This is a genomic window from Robertmurraya dakarensis (genome assembly GCF_900156875.1).
In the GTDB taxonomy this organism is placed as follows: Bacteria; Bacillota; Bacilli; order Bacillales; family Cytobacillaceae; genus Robertmurraya; species Robertmurraya dakarensis.
Genome location: NZ_LT707408.1, coordinates 1,630,187 through 1,643,129, shown reverse-complemented (window position 1 = coordinate 1,643,129; position 12,943 = coordinate 1,630,187). Strand labels below are relative to the sequence as shown.

At 39.4% G+C, this 12,943-nt stretch carries 12 protein-coding genes; 2 read left to right on the top strand and 10 right to left on the bottom strand.

What is annotated here, in order from left to right; translation table 11 throughout:
• Positions 1–238 precede the first annotated feature (238 nt).
• Both CZ487_RS09040 and CZ487_RS09035 read left to right on the top strand, forming a co-directional pair.
• Positions 239–2,278 carry a molybdopterin oxidoreductase family protein gene (locus CZ487_RS09040; RefSeq protein ID WP_077211777.1) on the top strand — a complete coding sequence of 680 codons (2,040 nt, stop codon included), beginning with the start codon at positions 239–241 and terminating at the stop codon, positions 2,276–2,278.
• Between the two features lie 206 nt (positions 2,279–2,484).
• A complete protein-coding gene (locus CZ487_RS09035) occupies positions 2,485–3,264 on the top strand; it encodes an SDR family NAD(P)-dependent oxidoreductase (protein ID WP_077211776.1) in 780 nt (259 codons plus the stop codon).
• Positions 3,265–3,368: 104 nt separating this feature from the next.
• On the opposite strand, the gene CZ487_RS09030 is transcribed toward CZ487_RS09035, so the two are convergent.
• The 10 genes from CZ487_RS09030 to CZ487_RS08990 form a co-directional block, all read right to left on the bottom strand.
• Complete coding sequence (locus CZ487_RS09030) at positions 3,369–3,938, bottom strand: CPBP family intramembrane glutamic endopeptidase (RefSeq protein WP_237562824.1); 570 nt, start codon at positions 3,936–3,938, stop codon at positions 3,369–3,371.
• A 306-nt stretch (positions 3,939–4,244) separates the two neighbouring features.
• The gene (locus CZ487_RS09025) at positions 4,245–5,126 is read right to left on the bottom strand and encodes a R2-like ligand-binding oxidase (RefSeq protein ID WP_077211774.1); all 882 of its coding nucleotides are present in this window, start codon (positions 5,124–5,126) and stop codon (positions 4,245–4,247) included.
• A gap of 54 nt (positions 5,127–5,180) precedes the next feature.
• Positions 5,181–6,062, bottom strand: coding sequence for a R2-like ligand-binding oxidase (locus CZ487_RS09020; RefSeq protein WP_077211773.1), 882 nt, complete (start codon positions 6,060–6,062; stop codon positions 5,181–5,183).
• A 76-nt stretch (positions 6,063–6,138) separates the two neighbouring features.
• Positions 6,139–6,609: a hypothetical protein gene (locus CZ487_RS09015; protein ID WP_077211772.1), complete on the bottom strand. Its 471-nt coding sequence runs from the start codon at positions 6,607–6,609 to the stop codon at positions 6,139–6,141.
• The gene (locus tag CZ487_RS09010; RefSeq protein ID WP_084783165.1) at positions 6,606–7,643 is read right to left on the bottom strand and encodes a phosphotransferase family protein; all 1,038 of its coding nucleotides are present in this window, start codon (positions 7,641–7,643) and stop codon (positions 6,606–6,608) included. The genes CZ487_RS09015 and CZ487_RS09010 overlap by 4 nt, the downstream gene beginning before the upstream one ends.
• Positions 7,643–7,900: a hypothetical protein gene (locus tag CZ487_RS27075; RefSeq protein WP_202617804.1), complete on the bottom strand. Its 258-nt coding sequence runs from the start codon at positions 7,898–7,900 to the stop codon at positions 7,643–7,645. Before CZ487_RS27075 ends, CZ487_RS09010 begins: the two co-directional genes overlap by 1 nt.
• Positions 7,901–7,920: 20 nt before the next feature.
• Positions 7,921–8,748, bottom strand: coding sequence for an Rv3169 family protein (locus CZ487_RS09005; protein WP_202617803.1), 828 nt, complete (start codon positions 8,746–8,748; stop codon positions 7,921–7,923).
• Positions 8,749–8,892: 144 nt separating this feature from the next.
• Entirely contained in the window at positions 8,893–10,098 is a 1,206-nt protein-coding gene (locus CZ487_RS09000; protein ID WP_077211771.1) for an iron-containing alcohol dehydrogenase, read from the bottom strand.
• A 29-nt stretch (positions 10,099–10,127) separates the two neighbouring features.
• Complete coding sequence (locus tag CZ487_RS08995; RefSeq protein WP_077211770.1) at positions 10,128–11,645, bottom strand: aldehyde dehydrogenase family protein; 1,518 nt, start codon at positions 11,643–11,645, stop codon at positions 10,128–10,130.
• Positions 11,646–11,672: 27 nt separating this feature from the next.
• Entirely contained in the window at positions 11,673–12,578 is a 906-nt protein-coding gene (locus CZ487_RS08990; RefSeq protein ID WP_272914194.1) for a R2-like ligand-binding oxidase, read from the bottom strand.
• Positions 12,579–12,943 lie beyond the last annotated feature (365 nt).

Here is a 12,943-nt window from a genome sequence, read left to right as displayed (position 1 = left end):
CTCTTCATTTACTAGATCCTTGAAGTGACAACGCTTTCAATTCAAATAAATTAGACGTCTATTTACTCTATCTCTATTTATTTTAATACTTTAATATGTATACACACAATTACTTTTTGAATATTAAGAAAATATAGGACTGCTATTTTATTAATTTTCTGTCTAGATTGTTTGAATCCATTCATATATTACTTTATGATCTTATTAATCACTTAAATTCTAAAAAGGAGGTCAAAATGTGAATTCTTTTGCCGATCAACCAACAGGGATTTTCCCATCGGTCTGTTCTTTGGATTGTCCGGATCAATGCGGCCTGCTTGTTCATAAAGAAAATGGAAAAATAATAAAAATAGAGGGTGATCCTAACCATCCTGTCACACAAGGAAATATCTGTAACAAGGTACGAAACATGACGCATCGTATCTATGATCATGAACGTCTCCAATATCCCCTAAAACGAGTAGGCCCAAAAGGTGAAGGTAGATTCGAACAAATCAGCTGGGAAGAAGCTATAGAAACTATTGCAAAGAAATGGAAAAGTCTTATCCAAACAGATGGGCCGGAAAGCATTCTTCCATATAGTTTTTACGGCAATATGGGCTATCTGAATGCAGAAGGAATGGACCGCCGCTTCTTCCATCGCATGGGTGCATCCTTACTTGATCGAACGATTTGTTCATCCGCTGGTTCAAAAGGTTATCAATATACAATGGGCGGCAGCTTTGGTATAGATCCAGAGGAGACCATTCATTCTAAATTGATCATTCTTTGGGGCATTAATGCTGTAAGCACGAATATGCATCAAGTGGTACTTGCTCAAAAGGCAAGAAAGAATGGAGCTAAAATCGTCGTAATTGATGTCCATAAAAATCAAACAGGTCGAATGGCAGACTGGTTTATCCCGATATTGCCTGGAACCGACACTGCTCTAGCACTTGGCATGATGCAAATTTTATTCGCTGAAAATATGACAGATAACGATTTTCTTGAGAAGTATACTGTTGGACACGAGGAATTGCGTGAACATGTAAAACAGTTCGACCCTGCATCGGTTTCAGCCATTACCGGAATACCAGTAGAAGATATCTATAAGCTTGCAAGGATGTACGGCGAAACATCTCCTTCCTTTATTCGCATTGGAAATGGCCCTCAGCATCATGATAATGGCGGCATGATTGTGAGAAGCATTTCCTGTCTTCCTGCCCTGACTGGTCAATGGCTGCTGCAAGGCGGCGGAGCGATCAAAGGCAATGGTCAACATTTGACTCACGATGCAAATAAACTGCAGCGCCCTGATTTATTAAAGAATAAAAACACTCGTATAATTAACATGAACTTACTTGGAAAAGCACTCCTTGAAGCAGATCCGCCTGTTAAATCGCTATTTGTGTACGGGTCAAATCCAGCAGTTGTAGCTCCATCGAGCAATAAAGTGAGAAAAGGGTTAGCACGGGATGACCTTTTTATCGTGGTTCATGATTTATTTTTGACGGAAACAGCAAAGTATGCGGATATCGTTTTACCAGCTACAAGCTCTTTGGAGAACACAGATTTTTATAAATCGTACTGGCATCATTACGTCCAACTTCAACAACCTGTTATTGAAAAATATGGTGAATCAAAATCAAATTTTGAGGTTTTCCAGCTGCTTTCTAAAGCAATGGGCTATGAAGATGAGGCTCTATACGAAACAGAAAGGCAAATGATTTCTGACGCACTGCATACTCCTTACCTTAAAGGCATTGATTATGAAAGACTAGAAAAAGAACAGTACGTAAAGGCTAATGTATCACCGCCGTTGACGAAAAAGCTGTTAACTCCAAGCGGTAAAATTGAGCTTTATTCTGAGCAATTGAAAATAAAAGGCCTTCCTCCTCTTCCTACATATACACCATTAGTCGAGGAAGACCAATTTAAGTTTCATTTCGTACCAGCGCCAAATCATAATTTCTTAAACTCAACATTTTCTAATAATGACAAACATCTCTCGCTTGAAAAAGAACCCCGTTTGCATATCAATTCAAAAGATGCAGAAAAACTGGGTGTAGAGGATGGAGAGACTGTCTTAATTTGGAACAACCGGGGCCAGTGCGAATTGAAAGCAGCAGTCGGTGAAAATGTACTTTCCGGAGTTGTCGTAACACAAGGCCTTTGGGCTGATGTTTCCGAAAAGAAATATTTAGTCAATTCCCTCACACCGGATCGAATTGCTGATATGGGCGGTGGAGCTACATTCTTTTCTGGACGGGTAAATGTTGAGAAAATAGCAAAAGAATAAACCCTCGTTTACTAGAAAACTTTCCAGCAGCTGAAAACTATTTTCGGCTGCTTTTTACTTCAATTCATCCTTCAATCCCAATAGAAAATACACAGCCTCTCCCTTCTTTATTAAAAATATTTTTTATGCTATGATAGAATATATATTTTCTAAATATTTAGAATAGTATATACATATTATTCATAAACCCGGGAGGAATCAAACTTATGACAAATGCAGGTCGCTTTAATAATAAAATAGCCATTGTTACAGGTGGGGCCTCAGGAATTGGCTACGCTATTGTACAACGCCTCATTAAAGAAGGAGCCAAAGTAGTGGCTGCTGACCTAAACAAGGACAGTCTAGAGAACATGCAAAAAGAGCTTGGTTCCAATTTTTTAGGCTTGGAAATCGATGTGACGAAAGAAGATCAAGTAGAGAAGCTCGTAGAATTAACAGTTGAACAATTTGGCGGACTGAACTATTCCTTTAATGTTGCAGGAGCTTCAAGACCTGGGCAGATTGTAGAGCTCTCCGAAACGGATTGGAATTTCACTGTTGACCTTTGTTTAAAAGGAGTTTTTCTCTGCATTAAACATCAGGCTAGACAGATGAAGAAACAGGGCGCCGGTGCTATTGTCAATGTCGCTTCACTAAACGCACATGTACCGATGTATGCCGGCGCGGCGTATTCTTCCGCAAAAGCTGGTGTTGAGATGTTGACAAAAAATGCTGCGCTTGAACTAGCTCGTGAAAATATTAGAGTAAACGCCCTTTTGCCTGGATTAGTCGAATCTCCATTAACGGCTCCTCTGGTGGAAAATAAAGAGATTAAAGATGCTTATTTAGAACGTATCCCGCTTGGAAGAGCTGCACAGCCGGATGATATGACGGGACCAGCTTTATTTCTAGCAAGCGATGACGCTGCCTATGTATCAGGAGCCAGTCTCCTCGTTGACGGTGCTTGGGCAGTAAGTGGATACCCTGATTTAAGCCGTTGGTATTAATTAAAAAAGAGGATCTTGAATCAAAATGGGAGACCATTTATTCAAGATCCTTTCTTTAGATTATTTTTCATAGATTTTCAATCTCTTCCGTTCACTAAACCCTTTTATGACACTTTTTTATTAGGCAAAAATACGAACTTCGCATCAATAATAAAGTGTAATATAATAGGAACCCATAAATCCCCTGTTCCCACGAATAGGAAAAACAAAACAGCTCCTAAGCAGGTAGTCAGCAGTACCCCTTTCCACCCTTGATATAGATGAACAATACCGAATAATAGACTTGAAATAATGCCAATTGCAACGAGTGGTAATTCAAATGGAAGATGACTTAAATAATAAAACATCACTCCACGAAATATGATTTCCTCGCAAACCCCTGCCGTAATGGCTATTAATAGAAAAAACAAACGTTCTCCTAAAGATGACGGTAACAAAAATTGAATACTTTCATCAGTTAAAGCCTCAGAGAGTTTTTGTCTTATTGTTTTTGAGAAAATAATAATCAATGCAAACATTGCAATACTAAGACCTGCTCCCAATCCAAGTGCCAATAAAGATTCAGTTTGAAAAGAAAGTATGGGATTTTCAAGAAAAAATAAGTCGCCAAAAGTTCGGTTAGCGAAGAACCAATACGTTAAAAAGATAATTACACTTACCCATTGGGTAATCATAATTTCTCCATAAATTCTCCATTTACTTATCAGGCTACTATTAATCTTTTTCATATAAAAATAATCCCATATCGGATAACCTACAACGATTGCTAGTAAAAACAGGGTCAGGAAAAGCAAATTTATCACCTCTTAATTGTTATACCCTTGTTTATCATACCATTATAATAATCATAGAATACTATAGATTCTTCGATATCCGGAATAAAAACTAAGACGCACCCTTCCCTTTTCAAAACCAAAAAGCTGCCGCAAAACAGTAGAATCTCTACCCTTACGACAGCCATACCTCATAGAATATCCGCTTTAATAAACGCCAATCTCCGTTTCAGATAAATTATAAATTTCATCAAACTTCTTATTCTTTGCTCTTGCCAGTACTTCCATACGTGCTTGGTATTGCGTAGCAGCAAATTTAGCTAATTTCTCTTTAATTGCTGGATCAAACCCTTGATACACCATCTCTTGAGCAAACTGTGCACGAATCGTTCCCATTAAATAGTTCATTTTTTCAACAGCATAATCATATAAACTTGGATCTTCACTGATCAATCTTTGAATTAGGAAAGTTCCAAATCCTATATGTCGAGATTCATCCCTTTTAATATTGCCAATCCCTTCTAGCAGGCCTGGCATTTTATTGATGGACTTTAAGCACTCATAAAAATAGAAATAGCCTGTTTCCGCCAATACCCCTTCTGCAAACATATTGTAAGTGACAGAAGCGTCAATCAATGCCTTCGGTGATTGATCATAGTTTAGTTTTTCCATCGTTTCCGGCAGCACCTCATGGAATAATCTTCTCCAAGCAGGTACCGGAAGATGACTTAAATCGCGATTTTCTCCGATATGGTGTAAAAATAAATTAAAGAAGTCCGTATGCTTTGCTTCTTCAAAAACAAACGTCGTCAAATACATTTCTTCTTCAAAGTAACCGACTTTTGAAATAGCCGAAATCATTGGCATAATATCAATCGTAACCGATTCCTCCGCCCCATAAAATTGAGAAACTTGCAGCAATAATTCATTTCTTTGTATTTCCGTTAACGACTGCCAATCTGCTTTATCTTTTGAAAAATCAATATCTCTTGGGTCCCAAGTTCCAAATTTTTTCGCCTTTTCATAAAGTTTAAATGGCAAAGAATTCCGATTAATTCCTCTCTCACTATGTGACGCTAATTTTCTCATTTTCTATTCCTCCTATTTTTTCCATTAATACACTTCAACTAACTTACTGATAATCTATTCAACGCCAACCTCTTTTTCTGATAAGTTATAAATCTCTTCAAACTTTCGATTTTTAGCTCTAGCAAGAACATCCACTCTCGCTTGATATTGTTTATTGCCGAATTGTGTTAATCTCTCGTCAATCGTCGGATCAAAGGCACCGAACTTCCTCTGCTCACCAAATTCCACACGAATGGTGCCCATTAAATGGTTTAACTTCTCGATCGCATAATCATAAAGGCTTGGATCTTCACTGATGAGCCGCTGAATCAAGAAGGTACCAAATCCGATATGACGGGATTCATCTCTTTTAATATTGCCAATCCCTTCTAATAGCCCTGGCATTTTATTGATAGATTTTAAACATTCGTAAAAATAATAATATCCAGTTTCAGCCATAACACCTTCCGCAAACATATTGTAAGTTACAGCTGCGTCTATCAATGCATGTGGTGACTGATCATGGTTGAGACGATCCATCGTTTCTGGAAGGATTTGATGGAATAATTTATGCCATGCAGGGATTGGGATATGGCCAAGTTCTCCTTTTACGCCTATATTTTCAAGAAATAACGAGAAAAAGTCAGCATGCTTCGCTTCTTCAAAAACAAAGGTCGTTAAATACATTTCTTCCTCAAAATAACCAACCTTCGAAATAGCTGATATCATTGGCAAAATATCAATTGTAACCGATTCCTCTGCTCCGTAGAATTGAGAAATTAACTGCATTAATTCTTCTCTCTGGGCATAAGTCAAACTCTCCCAATCTTCCTTATCCTGTGAAAAATCAATATCTCTTGGATCCCAAGTACCGAATTTTTTCGCTTTTTCATACAATTTAAATGGCAAGGAATTACGGTTGATTCCTTTTTCACTATGTGACGCTAACTGTCTCATCCAAAAACCCCCATAAAATATATTTAATATTCAAAAAATACAAAACCTAATGATGACCATATCAACATCTCATTTATTAATTGCTAGGCTTCAAGTCCACCACAATTCCTGGGCATACCTCTCTTCTTCTTGCAGTCGAGTCCACGAAATAGCTCCAAATTGACTGCAATAGATCTGCCCCCAAAGGTGTTTCAACTTCTTCTACATATGTCTGGAGTTCAATGAGAAGCTCGTTCAATTCATCATTTGCAGCATCTAAAGCCTTAATGCTTAGGGATGTATCCTTAGACTTAGCTGCTGCTTCTACTTTTCCACGCAGCTCTTGATCCTCCACTAATGTAGAAGCTTCCAAGAATATCTTTCTCATTCTAGCATTCTCTTGAAAACGAATATCTGCAGCCTGGTCATATTCTTTCGCTGCATTTAAAATAAGAAAAGCCATCGTATTCAATTGTTTCGTCTGGTAATCCGACTGTTGACTTGGAGCAATGTCCTTCAGTAATGTTTCGCAGATACTCTCTAACATTTCATTCATACTCGGCTTCATAGCAGTACCTCCCTTGAGAGCGTTGATAACCGTTCTGCTAACAAACGATTATGGACGAGTCTCGGGAAAAAGCCAGACCACGCAAGGACAATATCTTTATTTGTGCCTTGCTGAAATTCATTGCCGGCTGATATCCATATCGCAAGCCCTTTTACCATCGAAAAAATCTCCCACCATCTAAGCGCAGCTGGGTCTATCGTGAATCCACTTGTTTCTTCCCACTGCCGGAATGCTTCTTCTCGTGGTATCATACCACTTGGCCTTTCTGTACTTTCGAATGACCAAAATGGATCAGCTGCCCAGGCAATATCTTCATGAGGATCTCCTAGATGGCATAATTCCCAGTCCAGAATGGCAGTCACGTCTCCTGCGTCATTATAAAGAAAATTACCTGTTCGATAATCACCATGAACAACTGAAAGTCTCGGAGGCGGCGGTGGCGGATTTTTCTTCAGCCAGCGAATGGCAGCACGTGCAATTGGTTCTGAGTGCAGTTGATCTTCATTAATGACATTCTCCCAATACGTAAGTTCCCGCTTCCAACAATTTTCCGGTTCAACTTTTTCCAGTTTATCTGCTAAACCAATTTCAGCAGGATCGGCTCCTGCAATCCGGCCAAGCTCACTCCAAAACTGTCTGCCAACTTGATCAATAATAGATGAATCAGGAGGTACCAGGTACGAACTTACGTTAGAGTTCACAATTCTTTCCATTACAAAAAACGGACGTCCCAGCCACTTAGGATCATTCTCTATATAAAGTGGTTCAGGTACAGGCAATCCTAGAGGATAAAAAGCAGAATAAGCATTATACTCAACTTCACGATCAGTTTCAATTAAACTTCCAACCGGATCGCGTCGAAGGATTAATGGCCTCTCCACCGCTTTTCCTCCATCCCTCCACCTCGCAGTTAAGCTGTAGGTTTCACGGCTTGCTCCCCCATGTATACGAGAAAGTTCAGTTATTTCTACATTTGTAATCCCCGGCATCCTATGTTCAAGATAAGCAGCTAATTGTTTACTGATTTCTTTCATCACGGCGCCACATCCAAATTCGTTTTAAAACCAGATGGTTCATGTGGACCAATGATCGCTTGTTCTAAGATTCCTACTCCATCAAATGTTTCACCGTTCGGCAGCGTCATCACTGCAGTCACAAACGCTTGAATGTGATGATAAGGAGCTTCTGAAGTCGTAATTTCTTCCGTAACAATTTTGTCATAACCAACCGCCAGTTCACCTTTATTTGTTCCATGATTCCAATCAGGGTTATTGTAGCCCATTCCCGTCATGTAATATTGCCACTTAACAGTTAAATCAATGGTCGTAATTTCACCTTTTTATTTTCTAGAAAGAGCTTTGCACTTTCGGCATGCCTTGAACCAGATCTATAAGTAATTTCAGACCAGCACTTTTCCATTCTTTCTGGTTCAGCCCCATGAAGCCCGCACATGACAGCAGCTTGATTCCATGGATAGCCCGCACCATCTTCATTATCATGGTATAGAGTGATCCTATCCCCAAAGTTCAGAGGTGCCCAAAGCCAATAAAACTGCGGCTCCATTGGCGGTACCATCGGCTGAGGATCTTTTTCCCCAATTGGACGTATTCCCCATGAACGATCACGCATACCAAGATAGTCTTCGCGGTTCAATGTAATTCTTTCACCTTGAACATCAATCCATCCATCCCATGTTCCATTTTGCGTAAAACGAGTATAGTCCATAAATGCACGCGGTCCATTTCGCTTTGTAAAACGAGGCTCTTTAATTGGAACCGTACGTGCATTGAACGTAACTTCGGCACGTATTCCATGCTCATTATCATTTACACTGATCTTCAATACTTCTAAAGGTTCTACTACATCAACTTTTATGGGTCCAACCTGTGTGTTTAGGCGTTCCATATTCAAATACCCTGAAGCATGGAGATTATGCTGTACACCCTTATGGACCACACAGAAAGAAGCATCAATGATATTTAGGTGAGGATACACGCCAAACGCTGTTGTGAAGTACACATCGCCTTCTTTTGTATAGCCATTGAAAAAATAACGGTCATAAAAGTTTCGATCCGTCCCTGAAAATGCAATTGGTTCTGGCGTTTGATGAATTGGAAAATCGTCGCCTTTTGTTATCATTAAAAATTCCTCCTTCTTTGTTTTAAAATAACTTTTCTTGTGTAACAGTTACCAATCATTGATAATAGCAACTGGGTAGCACTTCCAAAAAAATGCAGGTGCAAATCTATTAATCTTTCAAAATCTATGTCAAACAAAAACCTTTTATTCAGCCAACACACTCGCAGGAATAACTTCCTTTAAAATCTTCTCAATTACATCTTCCGGAATTCTAAATCCAATACCAGACGGATCCATTTGTACAGCAGGAATCAACTTTGGTATATCAGCAGGATCAATATTGTATTCTGCGAAATCATCCGGCAGACCAATTTCTTTTCTTAACTCATAAATAACCTCTAGACACTGAGCTAAGCAATCTTCCGGATTATTGGACGGTTCCCTCACCCCGATAGCAAACGCAAATTCATGGACCTTTTTAAAATATAACGGAGCTAGATTTCTCATCACAGTTGGAAGCAGAACGGCATTCGCCAAACCATGCGGTATTCCATACTTGGCTCCTAATGTATGTGCAACATTGTGAACAGGATCTTCTCCAAACGTTAAAGTAAAACTATTGATTGCCAGTGTACTAGCTTGCAGCATATTCGAACGTGCGGCAAGATTATCTCCTTGAATGACAGCTGTTTTTAAATTGTTGACGATTAATTTCATCGCATGCAGGGCTAACGCATCTGTCATTGGATTTGCTTTTGATGTAAAATAACCTTCGATCGCATGTGTTAAGGCATCCATTCCTGTAAATGCCGTCACTTTCGGCGGCAATCCTACTGTTAAATCAGGATCCAGCACGGCAATATCAGCATTAATGTATGGATTTAATAGATTACATTTCACGCCAAGCATTTCATTATAGATAACAGCAATTGCCGAAACTTCTGCACCTGTTCCTGCAGTAGTCGCAATCGCTACGTGCGGGATCTGTATAGGTTCTGCTTTTGGCCATAACTCCATCACATTCCCTGACATGGCAAGCGCCATATTGCTTACTTTATTATGAATTCCCCACTTGATTCCTTTGGCAGTATCCAATACGCTTCCCCCGCCAATAGCAATAATGGAATCACCGTTACATTCTTTAAAATATTGAATCGCCCTATTTATATTAGACGTTTTCGCATCTTGCTCAATATCATCAAACACACCTGCAAGCTGAATCCCCGGTACCGCTTCGAAAATATCGATAATTTCCTGCGTCAAGCCTGCCTGTGTTAACCCTCTATCAGAAAAAAGAACAGGCCGTTTTCCTCCTAATCCTTCGATTAAATCTGGAACTAAAATTCGTGTACCCGAACCCATTCGCAATGAAGTACGATGAGAAAACTCGGAGTATGATGTAATTTTCATATTTTCACCTTCTTGTTTTTTTTATTTTCTTAGAATATGAGTTTCAATCCTGCTCTTTGATCATTTTCATTTGTTAGTGCTGTATGAACATGTTTAACTTCCGTGTATTCATCTAATGCGTTCCTTCCTAATTCACGTCCCACTCCACTTTGCTTATAGCCCCCAAATGGTGCATCCATTCTGAACATATGCCAATCATTAATCCAGATGGTTCCGGCTTTAATCTTAGCTGCTAGTTTGTTAGCTTTTACTACATCACGAGACCAGATCCCTGCAGAAAGACCATAGATCGTATCGTTAGCAATTCTAATCGCCTCTTCCTCTGTAGAGTATCGAATCACAGATAGAACAGGCCCAAAGATTTCCTCTTGAGCAATTTTCATATCATTTTGAACGTCTGCAAAGATGGTTGGTTCAATATAATATCCTTGATCCAATCCCGGTCCAGCTGCTCTTTTGCCGCCGCAAACCAGTCTTGCTCCTTCAGAAATTCCAGATTCAATATAAGAAAGAATCGTATCCATCTGCTGTTTGGAAACAACCGGTCCCATTCCAGTTGCAAGATCCATTGGATTTCCAACTTTTATTTTTTTCGTCATTTCCGCTAACTTAGCGATGACTTCCTCATAGATAGAATCATGTACTAGCAGCCGCGTGCCGGATTCACACACTTGACCCGAATGGAAGAAAACACCAAATAGAATTCCCGGGATCGTTACCTCCAAATCAGCATCCGGCAGAACGATTGCAGGTGCTTTTCCACCCAATTCTAGTGTTACTTTCTTTACCGTTCCCGAAGCTTGTTTCATAATGCTGCGTCCAACTTCAGTCGAACCGGTAAATGCCACTTTATCCACTTCTTTATGAGTTACAAGTGCCTCACCAACGGTTGAACCTGGGCCAGTAATGACATTAAACACCCCTGGCGGCAGACCTGCTTCAACCGCTAACTCCGCCAATTTCAATGTTCCAAGCGGTGTGTTAGAAGCCGGTTTTACAATAATCGAGTTACCCATCATTAACGCCGGAGCAATTTTCCACATAGCTAATACCAATGGGAAATTCCATGGCGTAATTGCAGCCACTACTCCTAATGGTTCACGAATTAGCTGATTTCGGCTTGGACCTAAGGCTGTTACGACAGGCAATGTTTCAACATATTTGTACTCAAGAGCTTGCTTAACCGTTTGCTGTAAGCATAGTACAAGCTGCTGGATATCAGCTCCAGCTAACTTTCGAAGGGTTCCTCCTGAACTTATCGCTTCTAGATAGACGATTTCCTGAGCATGTTCAATAATTTTTTTCGAAAATTGCATGAGAACTTGTGCTCTTTCTTCCGGTGTTTTATTCGACCAAACACCTGATTCAAATGTACTGCGTGCATTCTGGACAGCGAGCTCTACCTCTTTTTCAGAGGCTTTCGATACTTTAGCTGATACCTCGGATGTGGCCGGATTGATAATATCGAAAGTTTCACCACTCTCAACTGGTGTCCACTTTCCATTAATAAAAAGGGGAAATTGTTGGACCATTGTTTCTGTACTCACACAGAGCACCTCCTATTATTCTAAAAATTATTCAAACACAACATCCATTTTATAAATGTCCTCTAGTGTCTTTCCTTTTGCTCGTTTCAACACTTCAATTCTTGCATTCAATTGCTTGTGCATGAATGCTTGATTATCCGCTACTGCCACGCCGAACGGGTTGACATCCCCAGTCCGAGTAGAGTTACTGATCTCAAGTGCAAGCGGCATTAATCCTTGAAGCTTGTTCAGAACGTAATCCAATATATCTGAATATTCAGACATTAAACGTTGCAGCAAGAATGTACCAAATCCGATATGCCTTGATTCATCTCTTTTTATGTTCGTGATCCCTTCCAGCAGCCCAGGCATTTTATTTATGTTTTTTAGATTTTCGTAGAAAGTCCAATAACCACTTTCTGCGAGTATTCCTTCCGCGAACATATTATACACAACGGCAGCATCCGCAATAGCTTTAGGTGATTGATCCACCATTAAACGGCCCATCGTTTCAGGAAGAAGCTCATCAAATAGTTTTCGATAGGCTGGAGTATGTAAAGAATTTAACTCGCGTCTCACTCCAATCGTTTGCAGCACTAAACTGAAAAAGTCTGCATGCTTCGCTTCTTCGAATAAGAATGTCGTTAAGTACATTTCTTCTTCAAAATGTCCTGTTTTTGAAATGGCATAAATCATTGGAAGAATATCATTTGTTACCGCTTCTTCAGCACTATAAAAAAAAGAAATTAACGTCAGCAAAGATGTTTGCTGTTCCTTCGTTAATGACTCCCAATCAGCTTTATCCTTGCTAAAATCAATATTTCTTGGATCCCAAGTTCCAAACTTTTTTGCCTTTTCGTATAGTTTAAACGGCAGTGACTCCCGATTGATTCCCTCTTCACTAGTAGATACGTAGTGTCTCAATGTAATACCCTCCTTTTTTCGTAATAAAATTAATCAATAATTAATAGAATAAAACTACTACCTACGGGTATATCACTTCCTTTTACTATTTTAGAAAGCGTTTTCAATATAAAAGCGAATGAGTATTCATTCGCTTTTATTTTAAGTAGATATGAATTAAAAGTCAATCTAATTTATTAAATATTCACAATAATTTGAAAACATTATATAAATGATAGTATTTAAGAACTTACTAGGGTTTTCAAGTTAAGAATTGGGGCTGTCCAAAAAGTCAGGTAACTGACCTTTGACAGCCCTTTATTTTTTAGTAGTTGGTTAAACGGAGTTGTTGATTTCCACTCCAGGCACTTCGCTTTCCGCGGGCGGTACGGGGAGCCTCCTCGGCGCTTAGCGCC